Annotated in this window: 24 protein-coding genes; 11 read left to right on the top strand and 13 right to left on the bottom strand. The window is 63.9% G+C overall.

The window, feature by feature from the left end:
* Positions 1-8 precede the first annotated feature (8 nt).
* The 5 genes from INS93_RS20980 to ybaL form a co-directional block, all read right to left on the bottom strand.
* Positions 9-449 (bottom strand): hypothetical protein, encoded by a 441-nt coding sequence (locus INS93_RS20980; RefSeq protein ID WP_192985387.1) that lies wholly within the window; start codon positions 447-449, stop codon positions 9-11.
* Positions 439-1041, bottom strand: a complete 603-nt coding sequence (locus INS93_RS20975) for a nucleotidyltransferase domain-containing protein (protein ID WP_192985386.1) — start codon at positions 1039-1041, stop codon at positions 439-441. The genes INS93_RS20980 and INS93_RS20975 overlap by 11 nt, the downstream gene beginning before the upstream one ends.
* 132 nt (positions 1042-1173) lie before the next feature.
* Entirely contained in the window at positions 1174-2610 is a 1437-nt protein-coding gene (locus INS93_RS20970) for a SulP family inorganic anion transporter (RefSeq protein ID WP_192985385.1), read from the bottom strand.
* 151 nt (positions 2611-2761) lie between these two features.
* Positions 2762-3169: a hypothetical protein gene (locus tag INS93_RS20965; protein WP_192985384.1), complete on the bottom strand. Its 408-nt coding sequence runs from the start codon at positions 3167-3169 to the stop codon at positions 2762-2764.
* Positions 3170-3342: 173 nt separating this feature from the next.
* On the bottom strand, positions 3343-5073 hold the full coding sequence (gene ybaL / locus INS93_RS20960) for a YbaL family putative K(+) efflux transporter (protein WP_192985383.1): 1731 nt from the start codon (positions 5071-5073) through the stop codon (positions 3343-3345).
* A gap of 279 nt (positions 5074-5352) precedes the next feature.
* On the opposite strand from ybaL, the gene INS93_RS20955 reads away from it, so the two are divergent.
* Both INS93_RS20955 and INS93_RS20950 read left to right on the top strand, forming a co-directional pair.
* On the top strand, positions 5353-6096 hold the full coding sequence (locus INS93_RS20955) for an SDR family oxidoreductase (RefSeq protein ID WP_192985382.1): 744 nt from the start codon (positions 5353-5355) through the stop codon (positions 6094-6096).
* A 332-nt stretch (positions 6097-6428) separates the two neighbouring features.
* A complete protein-coding gene (locus tag INS93_RS20950; RefSeq protein WP_192985381.1) occupies positions 6429-7322 on the top strand; it encodes a LysR substrate-binding domain-containing protein in 894 nt (297 codons plus the stop codon).
* 141 nt (positions 7323-7463) lie between these two features.
* Here the strand turns inward: INS93_RS20950 and pbpG are convergent, their stop codons facing one another.
* Together pbpG and INS93_RS20940 are read right to left on the bottom strand one after the other, a co-directional pair.
* A complete protein-coding gene (pbpG, locus tag INS93_RS20945; protein ID WP_192985380.1) occupies positions 7464-8366 on the bottom strand; it encodes a D-alanyl-D-alanine endopeptidase in 903 nt (300 codons plus the stop codon).
* Between the two features lie 112 nt (positions 8367-8478).
* Entirely contained in the window at positions 8479-9399 is a 921-nt protein-coding gene (locus tag INS93_RS20940) for a choline sulfate utilization transcriptional regulator (protein ID WP_160018612.1), read from the bottom strand.
* 113 nt (positions 9400-9512) lie between these two features.
* Between INS93_RS20940 and betC the strand changes: the two genes are divergently transcribed.
* From betC to INS93_RS20925, 3 genes are read left to right on the top strand one after another with little or no spacing between them, the layout of a single operon-like run.
* Positions 9513-11021: a choline-sulfatase gene (gene betC, locus INS93_RS20935; RefSeq protein WP_192985379.1), complete on the top strand. Its 1509-nt coding sequence runs from the start codon at positions 9513-9515 to the stop codon at positions 11019-11021.
* Between the two features lie 47 nt (positions 11022-11068).
* The gene (choX, locus tag INS93_RS20930) at positions 11069-11989 is read left to right on the top strand and encodes a choline ABC transporter substrate-binding protein (protein ID WP_160018614.1); all 921 of its coding nucleotides are present in this window, start codon (positions 11069-11071) and stop codon (positions 11987-11989) included.
* Positions 11990-12047: 58 nt separating this feature from the next.
* Positions 12048-13619 (top strand): SulP family inorganic anion transporter, encoded by a 1572-nt coding sequence (locus INS93_RS20925; RefSeq protein ID WP_192985378.1) that lies wholly within the window; start codon positions 12048-12050, stop codon positions 13617-13619.
* A gap of 190 nt (positions 13620-13809) precedes the next feature.
* Here INS93_RS20925 and aroE read toward each other — a convergent pair whose 3' ends face one another.
* Both aroE and hemF read right to left on the bottom strand, forming a co-directional pair.
* Entirely contained in the window at positions 13810-14631 is an 822-nt protein-coding gene (aroE, locus tag INS93_RS20920; protein ID WP_192985377.1) for a shikimate dehydrogenase, read from the bottom strand.
* A gap of 160 nt (positions 14632-14791) precedes the next feature.
* Positions 14792-15709, bottom strand: a complete 918-nt coding sequence (gene hemF, locus INS93_RS20915; protein ID WP_192985463.1) for an oxygen-dependent coproporphyrinogen oxidase — start codon at positions 15707-15709, stop codon at positions 14792-14794.
* A 147-nt stretch (positions 15710-15856) separates the two neighbouring features.
* Here hemF and INS93_RS20910 point away from each other — a divergent pair, with 147 nt between their 5' ends.
* Complete coding sequence (locus INS93_RS20910; RefSeq protein WP_192985376.1) at positions 15857-16834, top strand: NADPH:quinone reductase; 978 nt, start codon at positions 15857-15859, stop codon at positions 16832-16834.
* A gap of 73 nt (positions 16835-16907) precedes the next feature.
* Here INS93_RS20910 and INS93_RS20905 read toward each other — a convergent pair whose 3' ends face one another.
* From INS93_RS20905 to INS93_RS20895, 3 genes are all read right to left on the bottom strand, one after another.
* Entirely contained in the window at positions 16908-17465 is a 558-nt protein-coding gene (locus INS93_RS20905; protein ID WP_160018619.1) for an L-threonylcarbamoyladenylate synthase, read from the bottom strand.
* Between the two features lie 65 nt (positions 17466-17530).
* Positions 17531-18646 (bottom strand): DNA-processing protein DprA, encoded by a 1116-nt coding sequence (dprA, locus tag INS93_RS20900; protein WP_192985375.1) that lies wholly within the window; start codon positions 18644-18646, stop codon positions 17531-17533.
* 81 nt (positions 18647-18727) lie between these two features.
* Positions 18728-19765 carry a LysM peptidoglycan-binding domain-containing protein gene (locus INS93_RS20895; protein ID WP_192985374.1) on the bottom strand — a complete coding sequence of 346 codons (1038 nt, stop codon included), beginning with the start codon at positions 19763-19765 and terminating at the stop codon, positions 18728-18730.
* 153 nt (positions 19766-19918) lie between these two features.
* On the opposite strand from INS93_RS20895, the gene def reads away from it, so the two are divergent.
* The 5 genes from def (at position 19919) to INS93_RS20870 (ending at position 24510) form a co-directional block, all read left to right on the top strand.
* Entirely contained in the window at positions 19919-20425 is a 507-nt protein-coding gene (gene def / locus INS93_RS20890) for a peptide deformylase (protein ID WP_013713230.1), read from the top strand.
* A 52-nt stretch (positions 20426-20477) separates the two neighbouring features.
* Positions 20478-21422 carry a methionyl-tRNA formyltransferase gene (gene fmt / locus INS93_RS20885; RefSeq protein WP_192985373.1) on the top strand — a complete coding sequence of 315 codons (945 nt, stop codon included), beginning with the start codon at positions 20478-20480 and terminating at the stop codon, positions 21420-21422.
* A complete protein-coding gene (gene rsmB / locus INS93_RS20880) occupies positions 21419-22732 on the top strand; it encodes a 16S rRNA (cytosine(967)-C(5))-methyltransferase RsmB (RefSeq protein WP_192985372.1) in 1314 nt (437 codons plus the stop codon). The genes fmt and rsmB overlap by 4 nt, the downstream gene beginning before the upstream one ends.
* A gap of 11 nt (positions 22733-22743) precedes the next feature.
* The gene (gene trkA, locus INS93_RS20875) at positions 22744-24117 is read left to right on the top strand and encodes a Trk system potassium transporter TrkA (RefSeq protein WP_192985371.1); all 1374 of its coding nucleotides are present in this window, start codon (positions 22744-22746) and stop codon (positions 24115-24117) included.
* Positions 24118-24195: 78 nt separating this feature from the next.
* Positions 24196-24510: a tetratricopeptide repeat protein gene (locus INS93_RS20870; RefSeq protein ID WP_192985370.1), complete on the top strand. Its 315-nt coding sequence runs from the start codon at positions 24196-24198 to the stop codon at positions 24508-24510.
* Between the two features lie 237 nt (positions 24511-24747).
* Here the strand turns inward: INS93_RS20870 and INS93_RS20865 are convergent, their stop codons facing one another.
* Positions 24748-25398, bottom strand: a complete 651-nt coding sequence (locus INS93_RS20865; RefSeq protein WP_192985369.1) for a 7-cyano-7-deazaguanine/7-aminomethyl-7-deazaguanine transporter — start codon at positions 25396-25398, stop codon at positions 24748-24750.
* Positions 25399-25549: the final 151 nt, after the last annotated feature.

The raw sequence follows: 25549 nt of genomic DNA, 5'->3' as shown, positions 1-25549 counted from the left end.
CTATGCGCTCACGTAGACCAAGCCATCGCCATAGCTTTTTGTACCTCAAGCAAAAGCGCATCAGTCGCCGCAACCAACTCAGCCAGCAGCGGTTCATCTATGTCCATATACCCTTCGTACTCTGCCAGATTGCGTCGCTCATGGCACAGCGCAAACAGGCGCACTTGTGCCTTGCTGACGGAGAGCGTGTGCGCCAGGCATTGGAATACCAAGTAGCGGCGGTCGGAGCGATAACCTTGGAGGCGCAATGCAGTCAGTGCCAGTGCATGTGCATGTGCGGCGTTGTAGGCAAGGTCGAAGCGGCTGGCGAATGACAGCGAGGGTGTATGAGCATCCTGCAGGCGATCAATAGCCGAACGCAGCAGTCCTTCACATTCCTTGCAGTCTGGCGGTTCGGCCTTGAGGCTACCCGTGCGCAACAGGTTTTCCAGATTGTCGTTATTGCCCATGTTCGGTTCCTTCCGGATCGTGGCCAATCAGCTCGATCTTGCCCTGCTGCGCCACACGCAGCACGAAGCTGTTACCAGCGGCTTTCCTGGCCTTCCACTCGTCTGGAGTGTACAGCGTCGGGTTGATGGTGCGCCCTAGTTGCGCCTCGACCGACAGCAAAAGCTCCATCACTTCGGCATAGCTGAGGCCGTCGCCGATAAGCATCAGATCGATATCGCTGCCAGCATGTTCACTGCCTTTGGCCAGCGAACCATAGACGAACGCCCACGTCAGTTTCCCGGCCAGCGGTGCGAGCGCGTCACGCAGCGGCGCACCGATTCCAAATGTCTTGCGCACGATGCCTTGCAACTCGACGTAGATCGGACATTTCCGGTTGGCCTGGTAATGGGTCTGGTTGCCGTGGCGGCTCATGGTCAGGATGCCCACCTGCTGCAACCGCTCCAGCTCACGCATCAGGCTGCCTTTACCTACCTGTGCATAGCGGGCGATTTCATTGGCATAGAAGCTCTGCTCTGGATTGCCGTAAAGCAGCCCCAACACCTTACGCTGTGTGCCCGTGAACAGCGTCTCGCTTAATGAAAGAGTTGGCATAGAAGATCCATTGAGTCCCAGTTAGGGAATGATAAGTCCCAAAATAGGACTGCTCAAGGCTCTTTCAACAGAATCCGCAGGGCTGCAGATGGCGCCGCCCGATGCTTACGCACCGCAACGGCGAAGGCGACTCTACTCGCCCGCACGCTTGAGCAACTGCTTGCAACGCTCGGACAGGTGCACCACGCGCAGGTGCTTGCCGGCGCGCTCGTAGCGCTCGCGCAGGGTTTTCAGCGCGGCGATGGCCGAGTAGTCGACGAAGCTCAGGTGGCGGCAGTCGAGAGTCACCTGTTGCGGGTCGTCGGCGGGCTCGAACTGCGCGAGGAAGGTGGTACAGGAGGCGAAGAATAATGTGCCATGCACACGGTACAGCTTGCTGCCATCGGCCTGCATATCGCTGTCGGCGTAAAGCTCACGCGCATGCTGCCAGGCGAAGTTGAGCGCAGCGATGACGATGCCGCAGAGCACTGCCGTTGCCAGGTCGGTGGCTACCGTGATGGCGGTCACCGCGATGATCACCAGCACGTCGTTGGCCGGCACCTTGCCGGCGACACGTAGCGAACCCCAGGCGAAGGTCTGCTGCGCCACCACGAACATCACGCCGACCAGCGCGGCCAGCGGGATGCGCTCGATCAGCGGCGAGAGAAACAGCACGAAGAGCAGGATCATCACCCCGGCGACCACCCCGGACAGCCGCCCGCGCCCACCCGAGCCGAGGTTGATCACGGTCTGGCCGATCATCGCGCAGCCGCCCATGCCACCGAACAGGCCGGACGTCATGTTGGCCACCCCGAGCGCCACGCACTCGCGATCCGGGTGGCCGCGCGTGGCGGTGATTTCGTCGGTCAGGTTCAGGGTCAGCAGGGTTTCCAGCAGGCCGACCAGAGCCATCAGCACGGCGTATGGGGCGATGATGACGAGGGTTTGCAGACTCCAGGGAATGTCCGGCCACACCAGGCTCGGCAGGCCGCCGGCAATCTGCGCCATGTCGCCGAGGGTATGAGTCGGCAGATCCATCAGGTAGACCAGCGCGCCGATCCCGAGGATTGCGACCAGCGCAGGCGGCACGGCGCGGGTCAGGCGTGGCAGCAGATAGACGATGAGCATGGTCAGCGCCACCAGCCCGAGCATCAGGTACAACGCGTTGCCTTGCAGCCAGTGGCCGTCGTGCTGGAAGTGCTCGAACTGGGCCAGGGCGATGATGATCGCCAGGCCGTTGACGAAGCCCAGCATCACCGGGTGCGGCACCATACGAATCAGCTTGCCCAGGCGCAGCAAACCGAACGCCAGCATGATCAGACCACCGAGCAGCACCGTGGCCAGCAAATACTGCACGCCGTGCTGTATCACCAGCGCGACGATCACCACCGCCATCGAGCCGGCCGCGCCGGAGATCATCCCCGGTCGGCCACCGAACAGGGCGGTGAGGGTGCAGATGATGAAGGCGCCATACAGGCCCATCAGCGGGTTGACCTGGGCCACCAGGGCGAAGGCGATGCACTCGGGCACCAGGGCGAAGGACGAGGTCAGGCCGGCCAGCAGGTCGGCGCGTAGGCGTGCGGGTTTCATGAGAGGGCGTGTGAACAGGCTAAAGGGCGCGCATGTTAGCGCCCGAAGCAACTTGCCGTCATGCGCCCAGAGATGACCGGGGGATCAGCAACCTGGTCCATACCTTGTGGGTGCATGGCAATCACAGGGCAGAGGCTCTGTCAGGCATCGCTTACCGATACAAAGCGCACAGCGGCTCGATCTTGTCGCCTTTGACGTAGGAGAAATTCAGCTTGAGGCCTTCGATCTCCATGCCCAGCTCCATGGTCTTGGCATTGAAAGCCAGGACCTGCAGATCGAAGCTCTGATAGGGCGAAGTGATGTGGATGGTCTGGCCATCCTCGCTGAGGCGATAGTCGGAGACTTCCACCTCCTGCTCGCCCGGCTCTGCGCAATTGAACGGATGCAGGTTGCTCTTGCCGTCGCCCTTGAACTCCACCACGTTGGCGATGCCGTTGTTCAGCGGCGTCATGGCCCAAATGCCGAGCAGTTGATCCGGGTTGTCGACCTTGGCGGAGCTGGCCAAGACGTTCGCGCTCGAGACAGCGGCAAGCAGGGATACGAACAGCAGTTTGGTCATGGGACTTCCTTATCGAGTAATGAGGCACGCTCACAGCGAACGAGCGGAGCAGATGCTACTGATATTCAGGTGGTTTGTGCACAGGGACGACGCCCCAGCCATCTCGCCGATAACCGGCCCGCACGAAAAAGCCGCTGCGGGATCGCGCCAGCAGCGGCTCGTTCAACGCGATCTCAGTGGCCGTGCGCCGGACTGTGCGCTGAGCGCGGCTGAGTCGGAGCGAACTTCGACAGGACATGGTCCTTCATCCCGCGCGCCAGTTCTTCCTCATCGAAGAACACCTCGCCAAAACCTTCGCGGCGGAAGATTTCCATCGCATCGGCGCTGTGCGTGCGGATCACGATTTCCACCTGCGGATTCAACGCCCGCGCGGTTTCGACCATGCGCTGCACGTTCAGCGGATCGGGCGTGGCGATCACCAGCATCGACGCCTTGGCGATATGCGCCTGGATCAGCGTGCCCGGCTCGGCCGAATCACCGCTGACCGCAGCGATGCCCTGACCACGGATCTGCTCGACTCGCTCGCGATTCTGCTCGACCACGACGAAAGGAATGCCACGCTCAAGCAGGGCCTTGGCGATACGCCGACCAACACGACCGTAGCCAACCACCACCACTTGCCCCTCAAGGTATCTGCGCTCGGTGCTGGCCGGCAGCACTGCCAGCGGGTCTTCGCGAAATTCCAGGCGTCGAGCCAGAGCAGAACGCCGCAGAGCCAGCTCTTTGATCGGTTTGATGCAAGCGAACACCAGAGGGTTGAGCGCAATCGAAATCAGCGCGCCGGCCAGCACCAGGCTCATGCCCTCGGCCGACAACAGGCCCAGATCCTTGCCCAGGCCAGCGAGGATGAAGGAGAACTCACCGATCTGCGCCAGGCTCGCCGCCACGGTCAGAGCGGTGCTCAAGGGATAACGGAAAGCCAGAACCAGCAGCGCCGCTGCCAGGCCCTTGCCGACGATGATGATGGCCACCACGGCTAGAACGCGCAGCGGCTCTTCGACCAGCACGGCCGGCTCGAACAGCATGCCTACCGAAACGAAGAACAGTACCGAGAAGGCATCGCGCAGCGGCAGCGACTCCTCGGCCGCACGGTGCGAGAGGTCTGACTCGCGCATCACCGTGCCAGCGAAGAATGCGCCAAGAGCGAACGACACATGAAACAGAACAGCGGCGCCGTAGGCGATACCGATAGCAGCGGCGACGACCGATAGCGTGAACAGCTCGCGCGAGCCGGTCTTGGCGATCTGCAGCAGCAACCAGGGCAACACGCGGCGCCCGACCACCAGCATCAGAGCGATGAAGACCGCCACCTGCAGGAGGGTCCCACCCAATACCTGCCACAGCGGCGTACCGGCATCGACACCGACTACTTTGCCCCCGAGCATACCCGCCAGCGGCGGCAGCAGTACCAGCACCAATACAGTGGCCAGATCTTCCACCACCAACCAGCCGACGGCGATACGGCCATTCATCGAATCAGTGATACCGCGCGTATCCAATGCCTTGAGCAACACCACGGTGCTGGCACAGGACAGCGACAACCCAAGCAGCAGGCTCTCACCAAAGGTCCAGCCCCACCAACTGGCCACGCCGAGACCGAGCACGGTGGCCATGCTCATCTGCACGACCGCACCCGGCAGGGCGATCTTCTTCACTGCCAGCAGATCGTTCAGGGAGAAATGCAGACCGACGCCGAACATCAGCAGCATCACGCCGATTTCCAGCAACTGCGGGGCCAGTTCCATGTCCGCGACCATACCGGGGGTCGCCGGGCCGAGTGCGATACCCGCCAACAAATAACCTACCAACGCCGGCAGCTTCAGCTTTTCCGCGACAAAGCCAAAGATCAAAGCCAGACCGAAGCCACCGGCCAACATGGTGATGAGAGATATGTTGTGCTCCATCGCACCTCCTGCTTGCATGAGTTTGCCTGTTGCAGCAACTGCGCCATGGCTATATGTCAATAAAGAATAAAAAGACTAACTTATATCACGATAAATTTAATCCCTCGGTTTCAGTCGACTATTCGTTCAGCAAGTGTTGTGCAAATGACCTGCTGGATACCTGCCGCCCCCGGGATAGACGTGAATGACCGGCACCTACCATTCATCGGAACAAACCCGCGCTAGCGAGCCCGCTGCAAAGCCGGCAACCTGAATGCAAACAAGACGAGGAGCCCAGCCATGAGCAAGAATCTACTGATCACCGGTGCCAGCCGCGGCATCGGCCGCGCCACTGCCCTGCTGGCCGCGGCTGGCGGCTGGACGGTCGGCGTCAACTACCGCAGCGACCGCGAAGCCGCCAATGAGGTGGTGGCGCAGATCGAAGCCATGGGCGGCAACGCCATTGCGCTGCCTGGCGATGTCGCCAACGAGGACGATGTGCTGCGCCTGTTCGAGGCCATGGACAAGCTCGGCCCGCTGCACGGCCTGGTAGTAAATGCCGGCATCGTCGCCCCGCCCATGTCGCTGCTGGAGATGAGCGGCGAACGCCTGCAACGGATGTTCGACGTCAATGTGCTGGGCAGCTACCTCACCGCGCGCGAAGGGGCTCGGCGCATGGCCCGCAGCCGTGGTGGAGAGGGTGGTTCGATGGTGCTGGTGTCGTCTGTGGCCGCCAGTCTCGGTTCACCTTTCGAGTATGTCGACTACGCCGGAGCCAAAGGCGCCATGGACGTGCTGACTCGCGGCCTGGCCAAGGAATTGGGCGGCGAGGGCGTGCGGGTCAACGCCGTGCGGCCGGGACTGATCGATACCGAGATTCACGCCAGCGGTGGCCAGCCGGATCGCGCCGAGCGCCTGGGCAAGGCGACACCGCTGGGCCGCGCCGGGCGCGCCGAGGAAGTCGCCGAAGCCATCGTCTGGTTGCTCGGTGAAAAGGCCAGCTATACCACTGGCGCGCTGATCGACATCGCCGGCGGGCGCTGAGGCACGCTCTGCAACCGGTGCGCACGGCGCACCCTACGCCTCCAACAGCAAGTAGGGTGCGCCATGCGCACCGCTGGCAACCCAGACGAAGTTCCAGGTGCTCAATCCCAGCGCGGTGCGAAGCCGGGCTGGGATTGAGCGAAGGTAAAGATGGATGACCGGTCAGCAAACCGGACGCTGGGACTGAATGGTTCGGCCTGACTCAGCGAGTAAAAGTTGCAGGCCCAAGGCAAAGGGCGAGCAGCAGGCAGGCTTGATGGAAAACAGTATCCGCGCCAGACTCATGCGGAAAACCTATCAAATCAGCAAATACCTTTGACTGAAGGTCAACAATGAAGACCAGCCTGGAAGAAATGCTCGCCTTCACCAGCGTGGTCGACTGCGGCTCGATCAGTGCCGCCGCCGAGCAGCTCGAACAAACTGCGTCCGGCGTAAGCCGTGCCCTCAGCCGGCTGGAGGAAAAGCTTGCCGTCACCTTGCTACGCCGCACCACCCGGCGCCTGGAGCTGACCGAGGAGGGCGAGATATTTCTGGCCCAGGCGCGGCGCATCCTCGCCAGTGTCGAGGATGCGGAGGAGCAGATGACCCTGCGCCGCCAGGCACCGGCCGGGCGCCTGCGAATCAACACCGCCTCGCCATTCATGCTGCATGCGATCGTGCCGCTGATCGGCGAGTTTCGTGCGCTTTATCCGCAGATCGAACTGGAGCTGAACAGCGACGACCGTATCATCGACCTGCTGGAACGCCGCACCGACCTGGCCATCCGCATCGGCAACCTGCCGGACTCCAGCCTGCATGCCAGGCCGCTGTGCCACAGTCGCCGCCGCGTGCTGGCCAGCCCCGAATACCTGCGCCGCCATGGTACGCCAGCGCGTACCGAGGATCTGACCGGGCACAGTCTGATCGGCTTCACCGAGCCGGACAGCCTCAACGAATGGCCGCTACGCCACGCCCTCGGCGAGCGCTGGCGCATCACCCCAAGCCTGCGCGCCTCCAGCGGCGACACCATTCTCGAACTGGCCCTGGCCGGCGAAGGCCTGGTGTGCCTGTCGGACTTCATGACTGACGGCACCCGCGCCAGCGGCGCGCTGGTCGAGGTGCTGGCCGAGCAACGCGTGGAGGTGCGCCAGCCGATCAACGCGGTGTACTACCGCAACACCGCGCTGGCGTCGCGCATCACCTGCTTTCTCGATTTTCTCAGCGAGCGGCTGGGCTGCCCGACCTGACGCACCACGACTGAGAAAAATCGACCGTAGCCTGGATGCAATCCGGGGAAACAGTTGAAAGGCCCCGGATTGCATCCGGGCTACATGACAGCACAACGAAAAAGGGCGACTCAACGAGTCGCCCTTTCTGTCACCGCTGCATCACTGCTTGGCCTGCAGACTCCACTCGGCCAGTTTCTGCTGCTTGTAGCTGAGCGCCGCAGCCGGTACCGGGGTGACCTTGCCAGTTTCCATCCAGCGCTTGAGACGGTTGGCGTCGGCCATGTGGGTGTACTTGCCGAAGGCGCCGAGTACCACGAAGGCTACCGGGCGATTGGCGATGGTGGTGGCCATCACCAGGCAGCGACCAGCGGCATTGGTGAAACCGGTCTTGCTCAGGTTGATGTTCCAGTCAGGCTTGCGCACCAGCGCGTTGGTGTTGCGAAAGCCGAGGGTGTAGTTGGGCTTGCGGAAGGCCACGGTCGCTTCGGAATCGGTGCTGAACTGGTGGATCAGCGGATACTGGTTGGCTGCCTTGACCATCAGTGCCAGGTCACGGGCGGTGGCGACGTTCAGCTCGGACAGGCCGGTGGGTTCGACGAAGTGGCTGTTGTGCATGCCCAGCGCCTTGGCCTTGGCATTCATCGCCGCGACGAAGGCCGAGTGGCCGCCTGGGTAATGGTGCGCGAGGCTGGCGGCGGCGCGGTTCTCCGAGGACATCAGCGCCAGGTGCAGCATCTCGCGACGAGTGATTTCGCTGCCGATACGCACACGAGAGAACACGCCCTGCATTTCCTGGGTGTCGCGGATGTTGATCGGCAAAACCTGGTCCAGCGGCAGCTTGGCATCCAGCACCACCATGGCGGTCATCAGCTTGGTGACCGAAGCGACCGGCAGACGCAGGTCCGGGTTGCTGGAATAGAGCTCCTGGCCAGTTTTCAGATCGATCAGCAATGCACTACCGGCGGCCAGCTCCTGCTTGGGCTGGGCGGGCGCGGCCTGGAGGTTCGAAACAACAAGGCTGCCGCACAGCAGCAGGCCCAAAATCGAATGATGGAGTTTCACGGTTTACTTCACCGGTTGGAGTGTGGGAGCCGCTGGCAGAATTGGAAAACGACTGACCAGAGCGGCGGCGACCAGTATAGGGATCACGCTTGGCTATTGCAGTATGGCCCGGTCAAACGGTTGCTGCTGGCGAATCCAGCTCGGCCTGCAACCAGTCGACGAAACGCGCGGTAAGGCGCTGGCGACGCTTGCGCTCGGGCAGCACCAGGTAATAGCCCAACGCCGAATGCACCTGGGCCTCACCCAGACGACAGAGCAGCCCCTGAGCCAGAAGCTCATCGACCAGATGGCGCCAGCCGATGGCCACGCCCTGCCCGGCAATCGCCGCCTGGATCAGCAGGGTGTAGTTGTCGAAACGCAACGCGCCGGGCGTTGGCAGGCTGGCGATGCCCAGCGCGCGAAACAGGCCATCCCAGTCGAACCAGCGCGAACGGTGCTCCGGACGCAGGTGCAGCAACGGTAGTTCAGCCAGCACTGCGACCGGCAGCGGCGGCTGAAGCTCGCCGAGCAGACGCGGACTGCACACCGGGAACACCTCCTCGCGAAACAGCAGGTGCGCCTCGCCATGCTTGAAGCGGCCATCACCGAAGCGGATCGCCACGTCGATGTCGCTCGGCACCGTGGCCGGGTCGCGCTCGCTGGTGATCAGGCTGACGTCCACCTCCGGGTACAGCCTGTTGAAGCGCTGCAAACGTGGCATCAGCCAGTAGGCGGCGAAGGCGAAGTCGGTGGCCACCTGCAGCACTTCATGCTGCTGGCGCGCGGTGACGGCGACGAGCCCCGCATCGAGGCTCGCCAGCCCTTCCTGCACATGGGCCAGCAACAGCTCGCCGGCCTCGGTCAGCACGATGCCTCGGTAGACGCGGTCGAACAGGCGCGTGGCCAGTTGCTGCTCCAGACGCTTGATCTGCTGACTGATCGCTGGCTGACTGCTGCCCAGTTCGCTGGCGGCGGCAGTGAAACTGAGCTGGCGCGCCGCCGACTCGAACACCCGCAGTGCGTCGAGCGATAGTCCATCGATGGCTTTAAACATAAGCTCTGCTTATCCGAGGCATGTTTCGCAGCCGGGTTTACCCTGCCGCCGTTCTACCGGAATCATGGTGCCCGCACTGTCGCATAAACCAACAGTATGGAATACCCGCCACCATGAAGCGCCCGAACATCCTCTTCATCATGGCCGACCAGATGGCCGCGCCGATCCTGCCGCTGCACGATGCCGCCTCGCCGGTGCAGATGCCCAACCTGATGAAGCTGGCCGAGCAGGCCGTGGTGTTCGACTCGGCCTACTGCAACAGCCCGCTCTGTGCGCCGTCGCGCTTCACTCTGGTCAGCGGGCGGCTGCCGTCGAAGATCGGCGCCTTCGATAACGCCGCTGACTTTCCCGCTGATGTGCCGACCTACGCCCACTACCTGCGCCGCCTCGGCTACCGCACCGCGCTGTCGGGCAAGATGCACTTCTGCGGCCCGGACCAGTTGCACGGCTACGAGGAGCGCCTGACCAGCGACATCTACCCGGCCGACTACGGCTGGGCAGTGAACTGGGACGAGCCGGACGTACGCGCCAGCTGGTACCACAACATGTCTTCGGTGCTGCAGGCCGGCCCCTGCGTGCGCAGCAACCAGCTGGACTTCGACGAGGAGGTGGTATTCAAGGCACGCCAGTACCTATACGACCACGTGCGCATGACCCCGGATCAACCGTTCTGCCTGACCGTGTCGATGACCCACCCGCATGACCCCTACACCATCCCCCGCGAATACTGGGATCGCTACGAGGGCGTGGACATTCCTCTGCCGCGCCAGCACATCGAGCAGAGCGAGCAGGACCCGCACTCGCAGCGTCTGCTCAAGGTCATCGACCTGTGGGACAAACCGCTGCCCGAGGACAAGATTCGCGACGCCCGCCGTGCCTACTTCGGCGCCTGCAGCTATATCGACGACAACATCGGCAAGCTGCTGAAGACACTTGAAGAATGCGGCCTGGCCGAGGACACCCTGATCGTCTTCTCCGGCGACCATGGCGACATGCTTGGCGAGCGCGGCCTCTGGTACAAGATGCACTGGTTCGAGATGTCCGCCCGCGTGCCGCTGCTGGTGCATGCGCCGCAGCGCTTCACCGCGCATCGGGTCAGTCAGTCCGTCTCCACTCTCGATCTGCTGCCAACGCTGGTGGAACTGGCCGGCGGCCAGGTCGAGCAGGGCCTGGAGCTGGAGGGCCACTCCCTGCTGCCGCACCTGCAAGGCACGGGTGGCCACGACGAAGTGCTCGGCGAATACATGGCCGAAGGCACTGTCAGCCCACTGATGATGATTCGTCGCGGCCCCTGGAAGTTCGTCTATTCCGAGCAGGACCCACTGCTGCTATTCAACCTGGACAATGACCCGCTCGAGCGTCAGAACCTGGCCGAGTGCAGCGAGCACAGGGGTATCCTCGCCGGCTTCCTGGCCGAGGCCCGCGAACGCTGGGATATTCCGGCCATCCACGCCGCCACCCTGGCCAGCCAGCGCCGCCGCCGCCTGGTGGCCGAGGCCCTGAGCCAGGGCAAGCTGACCAGCTGGGATCATCAGCCCTGGGTCGACGCCAGCCAACAGTACATGCGCAACCATATCGATCTCGACGACCTGGAACGCCGCGCCCGTTTTCCCCAGGCGTGAACCTTTACCGACTGCCGCCCCCCAAAGAAGAAAAAAGGAGAGACGCCATGAACCGATTCAGTGTGCTGTTACTCGCCACTGCGCTCACCAGCGCCGGCAACGTCTGGGCTGAGGACGCAGCCTGTGCCACGGTCAAGCTCGGTGATCCGGGCTGGAGCGACATCGCCGTGACCAACGGCATCGCCAGCTTCCTGCTCGACGGCCTGGGCTACAAGCCGCAAACCCAGACCCTGGCCGTGCCGATCATCTTCGCCGGCCTGCAGAAGGGCCAGGTCGACGTGTTCCTCGGCAACTGGATGCCGGCGCAGCAAAGCAACTATGACAAGTTCGTCGCCAGCGGCGAGGTGGATAAGCTGGCGCAAAACCTCGAAGGCACCGAGTACACCCTGGCCGTACCGACCTATGCCTTTGATGCCGGGGTGAAGACCTTTGCCGACCTGGACAAGCACGCCGACAAGTTCGGCAAGAAGCTCTACGGCATCGCCTCCGGCTCACCCGCCAACGAGTCGATCAAGCAGATGATCGCCGCCGACGAATTCGGCCTGGGCGACTGGACGCTGGTGGAGTCCAGCGAACAGGCGATGCTGGTGCAGGTCGGCCGCGCGGTGAAACGCGATCAGTTCGTGGTCTTCCTCGGCTGGACGCCGCACCCGATGAACGTGCAGCACGACATGAAATACCTGAAAGGCGGCGAGAAGTACTTCGGCGACAGCGGCCAGGTCAACACCCTGGCGCGCAAGGGCTACGCCGCGCAGTGCCCCAACGTCGGCAAGCTGCTGAGCAACCTGACTTTTACCCAGGAGATGGAGAACAGCATCATGGATCAGGTGCTGAGCAAACAGGCCAGCAACGACGCCGCGATCAAGGCCTGGCTCCAGGCCAACCCGCAGCTACTCGATGGCTGGCTGCAGGGCGTCAAGACCCTAGACGGTGGCGATGGTCTGGCCGCTGTGAAGGCGCGGCTTTGAATTAACCGCGGCAAGTGAGTAGGGTGGAGTCGCCTGCGGCCCACCCTCGACCCGAATCATGCACCTACCTGACCGACAGACCCTGCTGCCGTTTCTCCGCTGGTTGCCTGGCACCAGCCGCAAGACCCTCGGCAACGACCTGCTGGTGGGCCTGACCGGTGCAATCCTGGCTCTGCCGCAATCGTTGGCCTACGCGCTGATTGCCGGGCTACCTGCCGAATACGGCCTGTACGCCGCCATCGTGCCGGTGATCATCGCCTGCCTGTGGGGCTCCTCCTGGCACCTGATCTGCGGACCGACGGCTGCGATCTCCATCGTCCTGTTCACCAGCGTCAGCCCCATGGCGCGCATCGGCAGCGACGAATTCATCGCCCTGATCCTGCTGCTGACCTTTCTCGCCGGGCTCTTCCAATGGCTGCTCGGTCTGCTGCGCTTCGGCGCACTGGTGAACTTCGTCTCGCAGTCGGTGGTGCTCGGCTTCACCCTCGGCGCGGCCCTGGTGATCGTCATCGGACAGATGCCCAATCTGCTCGGCGTCGAGGTCACCAGCCAGCCCACGGCGCTAGCCAGTCTGCTGCAGATCGGCCAACACCTGCCCGAGGCACACTGGCCGAGCCTGGCGCTGGCGGCCTTCACGCTGCTGCTCAGCGTGGCCGTGCGAAAGCTCTGGCCAAAGGCGCCTGCGCTGCTGATCGGCCTGGTCTGTGGCAGCCTGCTGGCCTGGTTGCTACCTGCGCGTCTCATCGCTGACATTGCCCTGGTCGCACCATTTGCCGGCGGCCTGCCACCACTGACGATGCTGAGTTTCGACCTCGACGATGTGCTGCGCCTGCTGCCGGCAGCCGTGGCCTGCGGCATGCTCGGGCTGGTCACCAGCCTGTCCATCGCCCGTGCGCTGGCGGTGAAGTCCCATCAGTTTCTCGATGCCAACCAGGAGGTGCGCGCCCAGGGCCTGTCGAACATGCTCGGGCCGTGGTTCTCCGCCTCACTGTCGGCCGGCTCCTTCACCCGCTCGGCGCTGAACCTGCAGGCCGGCGCGCGTACGCCATTGGCCGGGGTGTTCTCGGCGCTGCTGGTGGCGCTGTTCGCGCTGTTCGGCGCAGCGCTGCTGACGCATATCCCACTGCCAGTGATGGCGGCCGGCATCCTGCTGATCTGCTGGGGCCTGGTAGATCTGCCTGCGATCCGCGCACTGCGCCGGGTCAGTCGCGCCGAGTTCATGGTGATGCTGCTGACTTTCACCGCGACCCTGGTGCTGGAGCTGCAGACCGCGATCTACGCCGGTGTGCTGGCCTCACTGTTCTTCTACCTCAAGCGCACCTCGCAGCCGCGCGTGCGCCTGTGGCAGGACGGCGACGACGAGGTGTTGCGCATCGAGGGCTCGATCTTCTTCGGCGCCTGCCAGTACATCCAGCAATTGCTGCAACGCAGCCGAGGTCAGCGCCTGGTGATCGATGCGCGGCACATCAACTTCATCGACTACGCCGGCGTGGAGATGCTGCACCAGGAGGCGCGACGCCTGCAGGCGCTGAAACGCAGCCTGGTGCTGCGTCAGGCGCGGCCACAGGTAGTGGAGGAAATCCTCAAGCTCGAAGGCGCCGAGCGCTGCCCGGTGCAGTTCGAGGATTGAGTGAGCGGCCTCGAACTCGTAGGGTGGGTTAGCGGCGCAATACACGAACGACCTGACAGCGCGATGATGGCGCGCCGCGTAACCCACCAGGCGATCTTCCCGCGTGACACTAATGGTGGGTTACGGCGCGTCGGAACTTGCGGGGTCATCGGTATCTACGCAGCGGCGCTCTGCACGAACTTCGGGAAGTTCAGCCCGCCAGCTGGCGGCGCAGTTCGGCCAGCACCGGCGCGGTATCCGGGCGCACGCCACGCCATAGCTCGAAAGCCTCGGCAGCCTGCTCGACCAGCATGCCCAGGCCATCGAGACAACGCGTCGCGCCCTGTTCGGCAGCCCAGCGGTTGAAGGCGGTCGCCTCGCGGCCGTACATCATGTCGTAGCAGACCGTATGACCGGGCTGGATCAGGCTTGGCGCGATCGCTGGCAGCTCACCGCCGAGGCTGGCCGAAGTACCGTTGACGATCAGGTCCACCGGCGCATCGATCCAGTCGAAGCCGGCGGCGACCAGTGGGCCGAGATCGGCGAACTCGCGCACCAACTGTTCGGCCTTGGCCACGGTACGGTTGGCGATCACCAGCACGGCCGGTTTCTGCGCCAGGAAGGGTTCGAGCACGCCACGCACGGCGCCACCGGCGCCAAGCACGAGGATGCGCTTACCGGCCAGGCTGAAACCGGCGTTGTCCTGCAGGTCACGGGTCAGACCGGCGCCATCGGTGTTGTCGCCGAGCAGACGACCGTCTGCCAGCTTCTTCAGAGTGTTCACCGCGCCAGCGCGGCGCGCACGCTCGGTCAGTTCGTCGGCCAGGCGAAAGGCCTCTTCCTTGAACGGTACGGTGACGTTGCCGCCAAGCCCCTCGGCGAAGAAGGTACGGGCATCACCGACGAAATCGTCCAGCGGCGCCAGGCGCGCGTCATACGTCAATGCCTGGCCGGTCTGCTCGGCGAACAGACGATGGATCAGCGGCGATTTGCTATGGCCGATGGGGTTGCCGAAGACGCAGTAGCGGTCCATGGGAAATCCTGTTTGTGTAGGAGCCAGCTGGCTGGCGATTCGCTCTGGGGCCAGATCGCCTGCAAGGTGGGCTCCCAACGGGGAAATGTTGCCAGTTCGTAGCCCGGATGCAATCCGGGGCAGCCTATGAACGGCCCCGGATTGCATCCGGGCTACAGGATCACGGCGTCTTCTGCAGCCAGTCGCGATCGGTGAGGAAGTACTCGGTCAGGCGCGCTTCCTCGCTGCCCGGCTCCGGCTTCCAGTCGTAGCCCCAGCGCACGTGCGGTGGCAGCGACATGAGGATCGACTCGGTGCGCCCGCCCGACTGCAGGCCGAACAGGGTGCCACGGTCGAACACCAGGTTGAACTCCACGTAACGACCGCGACGGAAGGCCTGGAACTCGCGCTCGCGTTCACCAAAAGGCGTCAGCTTGCGGCGCTGGACGATGGGCAGGTAGGCCTGGATGTAGGCATCACCGATGGCACGCATGAAAGCGAAGCTGGTATCGAAGTCCCACTCGTTGAGGTCGTCGAAGAACAGCCCGCCAATGCCACGCGGCTCGCCGCGATGCTTGAGGTGAAAGTAGCGGTCGCACCAGGCCTTGAACTTCGGATAGACCTCGGCGCCGAACGGTGCGCAAGCGTCATGCGCGACCTGGTGCCAGTGCACGCAGTCTTCTTCATTGGCGTAGTAGGGCGTCAGGTCGAAGCCGCCACCGAACCACCACACCGGCTCCTCGCCTTCCTTCTCGGCACTGAAGAAGCGCACATTGGCATGCGAGGTCGGCACGTAAGGGTTTTCCGGGTGGATCACCAGCGACACGCCAAGGGCCTGGAAGCCACGCCCGGCCAGTTCGGGGCGATGGGCACTGGCCGAGGGCGGCAGGCTGTCGCCGAACACGTGGGAGAAATTCACCCCGCCTTTTTCGATCAACGCGCCGTTCTCGATCACCCGCGTGCGCCCGCCACCACCGGCCGGACGCTGCCAAGAGTCCTCGGCGAACACGGTCTGGCCGTCTTCGGCTTGCAGGGCGGAGCAGATGCGGTCTTGCAGGTCGAGCAGGTAGGCCTTCACGGCCTCGGTACGGTCAGTCACGGCGGCACCTTGAACAGAGAGCAGGTCGAAATCGGCGGGCAGCATAGCATTCACCCAGGCACATCCGCAGTTGACGTCGGTCAATCAGGACGATTGGATAGGCTCTTTCGCCGCTTGCAGCGGCTCAAGTCAGACAAGGAATCCGAGATGGCCAAGCGTATTCAGTTCAGCCAGCACGGCGGCAGCGACGTGCTGGAATACCGCGACTACCAGCCGGCAGCACCAGGCCCGCGCGAGGTTCGCGTGGCCAACCGGGCCATCGGCCTGAACTTCATCGACACCTACTTCCGCAGCGGCCTGTATCAGCCACCGGCGCTGCCTTCGAGCCTGGGCACCGAAGGTGCCGGTGTGGTCGAGGCGATTGGCAGCGAGGTAGAAGGCCTCAAGGTCGGTGACCGCGTCGCCTACGCCACCGGTCCGCTCGGCGCCTACAGTGAGCTGCACGTGCTACCCGCCGACAAACTGGTGAAACTGCCGGACAACATCAGCTTCGAGCAAGCCGCAGCGGTGATGCTCAAGGGCCTGACCGTGCAGTACCTGCTGCGTCAGACCTACGAGCTCAAGGGCGGCGAGACCATCCTGTTCCACGCTGCGGCCGGCGGCGTCGGCTCCTTTGCCTGCCAGTGGGCCAAGGCGTTGGGCGTTAACCTTATCGGCACTGTCAGCTCGGCCGAGAAAGCAGCACGGGCCAAGGCGCAGGGTGCCTGGGCGACCATCGACTACAGCCATGAAAACGTCGTGCAGCGCGTGCTGGAACTGACCGACGGCGCCAAGTGCCCGGTGGTCTATGACGGCGTCGGCAAGGACACCTGGGAAACCTCGCTGGACTGCGTGGCGCCACGCGGCCTGCTGGTGAGTTTCGGCAACGCCTCCGGCGCGGTCACCGGGGTCAACCTGGGCATCCTGGCGCAGAAGGGTTCGCTGTACGTCACCCGCCCGACCCTGGCCGGCTACGCCACCAGCGCACAGCGCCTGCAGGCCATGGCTGACGAGCTATTTGACATGATCGCCAGCGGCAAGCTGCAGGTGGAAATCAGCAACCGCTACGCGCTGAAGGACGCCGCCGCCGCACAGGATGCGCTGAGCTCACGGCAAACCACCGGTTCGACCATTTTGATGCCGTAAAACAGTCGCGGCTAAAGCCCATCCCACAGCCGCCACAATCGTGGGAGGGGCTTTAGCCGCGAGCATTGGCCCGTCAGGACGGACGAATCACATCGCCCGTGCGCAGGTCACGAATCAGGCTGGGGTTCTTGCGTCCGCCAAGCGCGCCACCAAGGACCTTGTCCAGTTCGCCCGGGAAGTACTGCTCGACGCGCAGGCGCGAACGCGCCGAAGGGCGCCCCGCCGGGTTGGCCGAGGTGGAAATCAGCGGGCCGGTGTAGCGGCACAGCGCGCGAACCAGCGGATGGTCACTGACGCGCAGGGCAACGCTGTCGTGCTGGCCCGTGACCCACTCGGGCAGGCGATTCTGATGCGGCACCAGCCAGGTATTCGGGCCAGGCCAGGTGCCGGCCAGGCGCTCCTGCCAGACCTCTGGCAGATCATCGAGCAGGAAGTCGAACTGCTCGATGTCATCGGCAACCAGAATCAGCCCCTTGTGCATCGGCCGCTCCTTGAGCGCCAAAAGACGATACACCGCCTCTTCGTTCCAGGGATCGCAGCCAAGGCCCCAGACCGCCTCGGTCGGATAGGCGATCACGCCACCTTCACGCACCACTCGCGCCGTTTGCTGTATCTGCCAGTTGCTGGCCATCGACTGTCTCCCACGGAATCAATGGGCGGCAGTCTATCCAAGCCAATCGAGACCTGCCACGGCACTTAAGGTCTGCGCGCCAGCCAACGCCCCGCCTCGTTGCACACCAGGCCATCGAGCTCCAACTCGGTCAAAGCCGCCAGCACCTGTGACAACGGCCAGCCAATCGCCTGCACCAGCGCCTCGGTGCTGTGCGGCGCGGCATGCAGCAAAGCCAACAACGGATGCTCAACGCCAGCCAGCGACGCCGATGTGGATTCGACGGCCGGCGCCTGCCAGCCACGCAGAGCTTCGAGGATGTGTTCGATGCTTTCCACCAGAGTGGCGCCATCACGAATCAGCTGATGGCAGCCACGCGCGCCAGGGTGATGGATCGAACCGGGAATGGCATAGACCTCACGCCCCTGCTCGGCGGCCAGGCGTGCAGTGATCAGCGAGCCACTCGAAGGGCTGGCCTCGACAACCAGTACACCCAGCGAAAGCCCGCTGATGATCCTGTTGCGCCTCGGAAAATTGCTCGCCTGTGGCGGACAGTCCAGCGGCAGCTCGGAGACCAGCGCACCGCCGTGCTCGATGATCTGCGCCGCCAGCCCCACATGCCGCTGCGGATACAGGCACTGCAAGCCGGTGCCCAGCACGGCCACCGTTTTACCGCCCCCTTCCAGCGCCCCCTGATGCGCGGCGCCATCGATCCCCAATGCCAGACCGCTGGTAATGACGAAACCACCGCCCGCCAGGCTGCGGGCAAAGGCCCGTGCGTTATCCAGGCCGGGCCGCGAGGCGCGCCGACTGCCGACCATGGCCAGTTGCGGCGCCTCCAGCACGCTCGGCTCGCCCGCCACGAACAACAGCGGCGGCGCATCCGCCAGCTCGCCGAGCAGAGCTGGGTAGCCTGGATCGTCCCACATCAGCACATGCTGACCAGGCTCATCCAGCCAGTGCAGGGCGGCAGCCGCTCGCTCGCGGATTTCCGCACTGCGGCGAGGCTCGGCACAGGCAGCCGGCAACCCCAGTGCACGCCAGGCACTGGCCGGCGCTCTGAGTGCAGCCGAGGCGCTATCGAAAGCGCTCAGAAGTTTGCGAAAGCGTCGCGGCCCCACCTCTGGCAGCAGATGCAGACGCAAGCGGGCTTCGAGTTCGGCAGGAGAAACGGCGGGGGAAAGCGAGGAGGATGCAGGCATGGCGACTCTTCCCTGAACAGTTGCACCGCCATCCTGGCGGCCTGAAAGCACGAGCCCCGCTAGTGCGGGGCTCGTTGGGCATTACGGGTTGCGGACCTTGTCCATCACCGCCAGTTGGCGGCTGGCCTGCAATACCAGACCGTAGCTGAGCTTGTCGTAAGCACGGAACACCATCAGCAGACCGGAACGCTCGTCCGGAATTTTCACGCTTTCGCCGGTAACGCGGTCACGTACGGTTTCGCCGGTCTTGTAGATCGCAAGTACGTTGCCGATTTCCAGGCCATCACGGCCACCCTTGTTCAAAGTGACCACGTCGAACTGACCGATCTGGGTCACACCACGCGGCACATCGAGGATCAGGCCGTTGATTTCACTGGTAGGCTCACTGGGCATGAAAGTGGAGTTGATCGCACGCTCCTCGGTAGGGAACAGGCGATCTCCGAGGCGCACTTCCTGAGTCGAACGGCTCAGCACCAGGGTACCGACATCACCTTCCTCAGCTACGATCTCACCGGTACCAATGTCATCCGCGTTGATGCCGAGAAACTCCTCGGTGTCTGGATCCACATAGGTCTTGCCCTGGCGGAAGATGCCATAGATCGGGTTCTGTTCGTCGAACTGGCCACGGGCGTAGACGCGATCACCAGCGCCGCTGACCACGCGCTCGGCGTTACCGGCGACGACGTAAGGCTTGCCGTTGAATTCTTCCGGCGTGTCGACGATGCGGTTGCTCAGCAGGAAGCTGTTGATCGCCTCCAGCGGGATGGTCGGAATCGCTTCGGCCATCGGCGTGCTGCGCACCTGCGGCGACAGCTTGATGGTGCCGCGCGACTCGCCGCGGTTGAGCATCAGGCGCGGCTGACCGTCAACGTAGACCAGATTGAGCGTATCGCCGGGATAGATCAGGTGCGGGTTGGCGACCTGCGGGTTGGCGTGCCAGATCTCCGGCCATTTCCACGGCTGGCGCAGGAATTTGCCGGAAATGTCCCAGAGAGTATCGCCCCTGACCACAGTGTAGCGGTCCGGGTGACCGTCCTTGAGTTGCACTTCGGCCTGAGCCAAGCTGGTCAGGGCCAGTCCGCCAGCTGCAAAGAGCAGGGCGAGTAGTGATTTCCTCATACGGTGAATCCCTTTATTATGTGCCTTCACGTGAAGCGCCCTAGCGCCGCGTGCCAAACCCGCTGAATACGCGGCGTGAAGCCGTTTTTCAATGCTGTTCATCATCTTAGCAGCGGATTTTGACTTTATTCCACAAGTGCATCACAAACGCATATGGCGATCCTGAATATCCTCGAATTTCCTGATCCACGCCTGCGTACCATCGCCAAACCGGTGGACGTCGTGGATGACTCCATCCGTCAACTGGTCGACGACATGTTCGAGACCATGTATGACGCTCCGGGTATCGGCCTGGCCGCGACGCAGGTCAACGTGCACAAGCGCGTGGTGGTCATGGACCTGTCCGAGGACAAGTCCGAGCCACGGGTGTTCATCAATCCCGAGTTCGAGTCACTGACCGACGAAATGGACCAGTACCAGGAAGGCTGCCTGTCGGTGCCTGGTTTCTACGAGAACGTCGACCGCCCGCAGAAGGTCAAGATCAAGGCACTGGATCGCGATGGTCAGCCCTACGAGCTGATCGCCGAAGGTCTGCTCGCCGTGTGCATTCAGCACGAGTGCGATCACCTCAACGGCAAGCTGTTCGTCGACTATCTGTCCAACCTCAAGCGCGACCGGATCAAGAAGAAGCTGGAAAAACAGCATCGCCAACGCGCCTGACGCCCCATCCAGAAGGCTTGCTACGGCAAGCCTTTTCTTTTAGCGAGCCCCCATGCCTGACTCATTGCGTATCGTCTTTGCCGGCACCCCTGAATTCGCCGCTGAGCACCTCAAGGCTCTGCTGGCCAGCCCGCACGAGATCGTCGCCGTCTATACCCAGCCGGATCGCCCGGCCGGACGCGGCCAGAAACTGATGCCCAGCCCGGTCAAGCAGCTTGCTCTGGAGCACGGTATTGCCGTCTACCAACCGGCCAGCCTGCGCAATGAAGAGGCCCAGGCCGAGCTGGCGGCGCTCAAACCGGATCTGATGGTGGTGGTCGCATACGGTCTGATCCTGCCCCAGGCGGTGCTCGACATCCCGCGTCTGGGCTGCATCAACAGCCACGCCTCGCTGCTGCCACGCTGGCGCGGCGCCGCGCCGATCCAGCGCGCGGTGCAGGCCGGCGACGCCGAGAGCGGCGTTACCGTGATGCAGATGGAGGCCGGCCTGGACACCGGGCCGATGCTGCTCAAGGTCAGCACCCCGATCAGCGCCAGCGACACGGGCGGCTCGCTGCACGATCGTCTCGCCCAGCTCGGCCCACAGGCGGTGCTGCAGGCTATCGACGGCCTGGCGGCCGGCACGCTCATCGGTGCGGTACAGGACGATGCCCTGGCCAACTACGCGCACAAGCTCAACAAGGACGAGGCGCGTCTCGATTTCAGCCGCCCAGCCGTCGAACTGGAGCGCCTGGTTCGAGCCTTCCATCCCTGGCCGATCTGCCACACCACGCTGAACGGCGATGCCTTGAAAGTGCATGCAGCCGAGATCGGGGAGGGCAAAGGCAGCCCAGGCACCATTCTCGCGGCTGACAAGAGCGGTCTGACCGTGGCCTGCGGCGACGGTGCACTGCGCCTGACTCGCCTGCAGTTGCCCGGCGGCAAGCCGCTGGCGTTCGCCGACCTCTATAACAGTCGCCGCGACCAGTTCGCCGCCGGCCTGGTACTCGGTCAATGAACCCACGTCTGGCGGCCGCGCGCGCCCTGACCGCCGTGCTGTCCGGCAAGGCCTCGCTGGGCAGCAGCCTGCCGCCACAGCTGGACAAGGTCGAGCACCACGACCGCGCCCTGGCGCAGGACCTGGCATTCGGCGCGGCCCGCTGGCAGCCGCGCCTGCAATTGCTGGCCGAGAAACTGCTGGAAAAACCCTTCAAGGCCGCCGACAAGGACGTAGAAGCGCTGCTGCTGATCGGTCTCTACCAACTGCTGCACAGCCGCATTCCCGAACACGCCGCCATCGGCGAGACCGTCGGCTGCGCCGGCGCGCTGAAAAAACCCTGGGCCAAGGGCCTGCTCAATGCCGTGCTACGCCGCGCCCAGCGTGAGCACGAAGCCCTGTTTGCCGAACTCGATCGTGACCCGGTGCTGCACAGCGCGCATCCGCGCTGGTTGCAAAAAGCGCTCAAGGCGCACTGGCCGCAGCACTGGCAGGCCATCTGCGCCGCCAACAACGCGCACCCGCCGCTGATCCTGCGGGTCAATCGCCGCCACGGTTCACGCGATGCCTATCTCATTGAGCTGCGCAGCGCTGGCATCGAAGCCGAACCCTGCATCTTCAGTCGCGACGGCGTGCGCCTGCTGCAGCCCTGCGATGTCACCACACTACCCGGCTTCAGGGACGGCCGCGTCAGCGTGCAGGACGAAGCCGCGCAACTGGCCGCCGACCTGTTGGAGCTGGCGCCCGGCCAGCGCGTGCTGGACGCCTGCGCCGCACCAGGCGGCAAGACCTGTCACCTGCTGGAAGCCGAGCCGGAGCTGAGCGAAGTGGTCGCCGTGGATCTGGAAGCCAAGCGCCTGACGCGCGTGCGCGAGAACCTCGAGCGCCTGGGCCTCGACGCCACCCTGATCGCCGCCGACGGCCGCGATACCGCAGCCTGGTGGGACGGCCGGCCGTTCCAGCGCATCCTGCTAGACGCGCCCTGTTCGGCCACCGGCGTGATCCGCCGTCACCCGGACATCAAGCTGACCCGCAAGCCCGAGGACATCCCGGCCCTGGCCCAGCTGCAAGGCGAGCTGCTCGATGCCCTGTGGCCGACCCTGACGCCCGGCGGCATCCTGCTCTACGCCACCTGCTCGGTGCTGCCAACGGAAAACAGCGAGACCATCGCCGCGTTCCTGGCCCGCACTGCCGACGCGCAGGAAGTCGCCATCGCCGGCGACTTCGGCCTGCAGCCGGAGCACGGTCGCCAACTGCTGCCACAACTGGAAGGCCACGACGGCTTCTACTATGCCAAGCTGATAAAGACCGCTGTGACCAGCCACAGCTAACGGAGCGATCAGTGAAAATCATCATTCTCGGCGCCGGCCAAGTGGGCGGCACCCTGGCGGAACACCTCGCCAGCGAGGCCAACGACATCACCGTGGTCGACACCGATGGCGACCGCCTGCGCGACCTCGGCGACCGCCTGGACATCCGCACCGTACAAGGCAAGGGCTCCTTCCCCACCGTTCTGCGCCAGGCCGGCGCTGACGATGCCGACATGCTGGTGGCGGTGACCAACAGCGACGAAGTCAACATGATGGCCTGTCAGGTGGCCTACACCCTGTTCCACACGCCGACCAAGATCGCCCGGGTGCGCGAGGCGGCCTACCTGACCCGTGAGGCGCTGTTCGACAACGAAGCGATTCCGGTCGACGTGCTGATCAGCCCCGAGCAGGTGGTGACCAACTACATCAAGCGCCTGATCGAATACCCTGGCGCCCTGCAGGTGATCGACTTCGCCGAAGGCAAGGCGCAACTGGTGGCAGTCAAGGCCTACTACGGCGGTCCACTGGTGGGTCAGCAACTGCGTCAGCTGCGCCAGCACATGCCCAACGTCGACACGCGCGTGGCGGCCATCTTCCGCCGCAACCGGCCGATCATGCCCAAGGGCGATACCGTCATCGAGGCCGATGACGAGGTGTTCTTCATCGCCGCCAAGGCGCATATCCGTGCGGTAATGAGCGAGATGCGTCGTCTCGAGGACAGCTACAAGCGCGTGGTGATCGCCGGTGGCGGCAACATCGGCGAACGCCTGGCCGAGGCCATCGAAAGCCGCTATCAGGTAAAGATCATCGAGATGAACCCGGCACGCTGCCGCTACCTGTCGGAGAACCTCGACAGCACCATCGTGCTGCAAGGCAGCGCCTCGGATCGCGACCTGCTGGTGGAAGAGAACATCAACGACGCCGACATCTTCCTCGCCCTGACCAACGACGACGAGGCCAACATCATGTCGTCGTTGCTGGCCAAGCGCCTGGGCGCGCGCAAGGTGATGACCATCATCAACAACCCGGCCTATGTCGACCTGGTGCAGGGCGGCGAGATCGACATCGCCATCAGCCCGCAGTTGGCCACCATCGGCACACTGCTGACCCACGTGCGCCGTGGCGACATCGAAAGCGTGCACAGCCTGCGCCGTGGTGCAGCGGAAGCGCTGGAAGTGATCGCCCACGGCGATGCCAAATCGAGCAAGGTGATCGGCCGCGCCATCGAAGACATCGCCCTGCCGCCGAGTACCACCATCGGCGCCATCATCCGCGACGAAGAAGTGCTGATCGCCCATGACGACACGGTGATCGAGTCCGGCGACCACGTGATCCTGTTCCTGGTCGACAAGAAGTACATCCGCGACGTCGAGCGCCTGTTCCAGGCCGGCCTGACGTTCTTCTGAGTCCCTTATCGCATCCGGCTACGAATTCGTAGCCCGGATGAAATCCGGGAATGCCCACACGACGATGCAGGAGCCGCGATGAGCAGCGAAGCACTGGAAAAAATGCTGGCCAAGGGCATGGACAGTGCTCTGCTGCGCTTCGGTCTGGGCAAGGCCCATCTCGATGGCGGCAATGCCGCGCAGGCCGCCGAACACCTGCAACGCTGCGTCGAATTCGACCCCGGCTATTCCGCTGCCTGGAAACTGCTGGGCAAGGCGCTGCAGGCCGAGGGCAACCACGACGGCGCACGCCAGGCCTGGCAGCAGGGCATCGCTGCAGCCCAAGCCAAGGGCGACAAACAGGCCGAGAAAGAAATGACGGTGTTCCTGCGCAAGCTGGACAAGCAACGCTGATCGACAAGGCCCGCCGCATCCTGTGGGAGGCGCTTCAGCGGCGAGCTTCCAGGCATTTCTGCATGTCACCGATCCGGGATCAGGGCTCAAGCCGTCGTGGCTCAAACCCCTCCCACACTCTCGCCACCAGCTACCGGGGGAGACGCTTCACGCCGCGCACACCGCTGCGGCAGCCCGGATGAAATCTGCGGGCAAGCTGCAGGCCCGTCCCGGATTGCATCTGGCCTGGGGCTTCACTCACGCCGCGGCAGTACGCTGCGGCAACGCCCGTACGATGGCGCTGAGCAGCATGCCGTACAGCGGCACGAAGAGAATCAGGCTGATGGCCAGTTTGATCACGTAGTCCACCGTGGCGATCTCCACCCAGTTGGCCGCCATGAACGGATCGTCGCTGCGCCAGAAGGCCACCGAGAAGAACAGGAAGGTATCGAGCAGGTTGCCGAGGATGGTCGAGGCTGTCGGCGCGACCCACCACTGGCGCATCTGCCGCAAACGGTCGAACACCTGGATATCCAGCAACTGGCCGAAGGCGTAGGCAAGGAAGCTGGCCACGGCGATACGAAAGACGAACAGGTTGAATTCACCCAGCGTCGCCAGGCCGCCGAAGGCACCTTCGTGGAACAGCACAGACACCACATAGGAGGCGATCAATGCCGGCAGCATCACCCGGGCGATCACCACGCGCGCGGCATGCTTGCCGATCAGGCGCACGGTGAGGTCGGTAGCCAGGAAGATGAACGGGAAGCTGAACGCACCCCAGGTGGTATGCCAGCCGAACAAGGTGATCGGCAGCTGCACCAGGTAGTTGCTGGCGATGATGATGAGGATATGGAAGGTGATCAGGCCGGCCAGCACGGGCCGACTGACCGACGCAGGAATCAGGGTCATGTCGATGTCCTTTTTCATGGAGTGGGGTTAGGGAACCCACTGCCGCAGCCGACATGGCCGCGAGCGGCGCGCATTCTAGCGCGTTGTTGACCCGCGGGATAGGTTTTGCCGCAGACGGCCACGCCGCTCGGATGAAAGGTCGTGCCTTCGC

This window comes from Pseudomonas sp. EggHat1 (assembly GCF_014892995.1).
Lineage (GTDB): Bacteria > Pseudomonadota > Gammaproteobacteria > Pseudomonadales > Pseudomonadaceae > Aquipseudomonas > Aquipseudomonas chaetocerotis.
Note: the sequence above shows the minus strand (reverse complement) of the source record. Positions and strands in the feature narration are given on the sequence as shown.

Coding starts and splice junctions, on each gene's coding strand:
- INS93_RS20980 (WP_192985387.1), bottom strand. CDS start 449: ATGGGCAATAACGACAATCTGGAAAACCTGTTGCGCACGGGTAGCCTC.
- INS93_RS20975 (WP_192985386.1), bottom strand. CDS start 1,041: ATGCCAACTCTTTCATTAAGCGAGACGCTGTTCACGGGCACACAGCGT.
- INS93_RS20970 (WP_192985385.1), bottom strand. CDS start 2,610: ATGAAACCCGCACGCCTACGCGCCGACCTGCTGGCCGGCCTGACCTCG.
- INS93_RS20965 (WP_192985384.1), bottom strand. CDS start 3,169: ATGACCAAACTGCTGTTCGTATCCCTGCTTGCCGCTGTCTCGAGCGCG.
- ybaL (WP_192985383.1), bottom strand. CDS start 5,073: ATGGAGCACAACATATCTCTCATCACCATGTTGGCCGGTGGCTTCGGT.
- INS93_RS20955 (WP_192985382.1), top strand. CDS start 5,353: ATGAGCAAGAATCTACTGATCACCGGTGCCAGCCGCGGCATCGGCCGC.
- INS93_RS20950 (WP_192985381.1), top strand. CDS start 6,429: ATGAAGACCAGCCTGGAAGAAATGCTCGCCTTCACCAGCGTGGTCGAC.
- INS93_RS20940 (WP_160018612.1), bottom strand. CDS start 9,399: ATGTTTAAAGCCATCGATGGACTATCGCTCGACGCACTGCGGGTGTTC.
- betC (WP_192985379.1), top strand. CDS start 9,513: ATGAAGCGCCCGAACATCCTCTTCATCATGGCCGACCAGATGGCCGCG.
- choX (WP_160018614.1), top strand. CDS start 11,069: ATGAACCGATTCAGTGTGCTGTTACTCGCCACTGCGCTCACCAGCGCC.
- INS93_RS20925 (WP_192985378.1), top strand. CDS start 12,048: ATGCACCTACCTGACCGACAGACCCTGCTGCCGTTTCTCCGCTGGTTG.
- aroE (WP_192985377.1), bottom strand. CDS start 14,631: ATGGACCGCTACTGCGTCTTCGGCAACCCCATCGGCCATAGCAAATCG.
- INS93_RS20910 (WP_192985376.1), top strand. CDS start 15,857: ATGGCCAAGCGTATTCAGTTCAGCCAGCACGGCGGCAGCGACGTGCTG.
- INS93_RS20905 (WP_160018619.1), bottom strand. CDS start 17,465: ATGGCCAGCAACTGGCAGATACAGCAAACGGCGCGAGTGGTGCGTGAA.
- dprA (WP_192985375.1), bottom strand. CDS start 18,646: ATGCCTGCATCCTCCTCGCTTTCCCCCGCCGTTTCTCCTGCCGAACTC.
- INS93_RS20895 (WP_192985374.1), bottom strand. CDS start 19,765: ATGAGGAAATCACTACTCGCCCTGCTCTTTGCAGCTGGCGGACTGGCC.
- def (WP_013713230.1), top strand. CDS start 19,919: ATGGCGATCCTGAATATCCTCGAATTTCCTGATCCACGCCTGCGTACC.
- fmt (WP_192985373.1), top strand. CDS start 20,478: ATGCCTGACTCATTGCGTATCGTCTTTGCCGGCACCCCTGAATTCGCC.
- rsmB (WP_192985372.1), top strand. CDS start 21,419: ATGAACCCACGTCTGGCGGCCGCGCGCGCCCTGACCGCCGTGCTGTCC.
- INS93_RS20870 (WP_192985370.1), top strand. CDS start 24,196: ATGAGCAGCGAAGCACTGGAAAAAATGCTGGCCAAGGGCATGGACAGT.
- INS93_RS20865 (WP_192985369.1), bottom strand. CDS start 25,398: ATGACCCTGATTCCTGCGTCGGTCAGTCGGCCCGTGCTGGCCGGCCTG.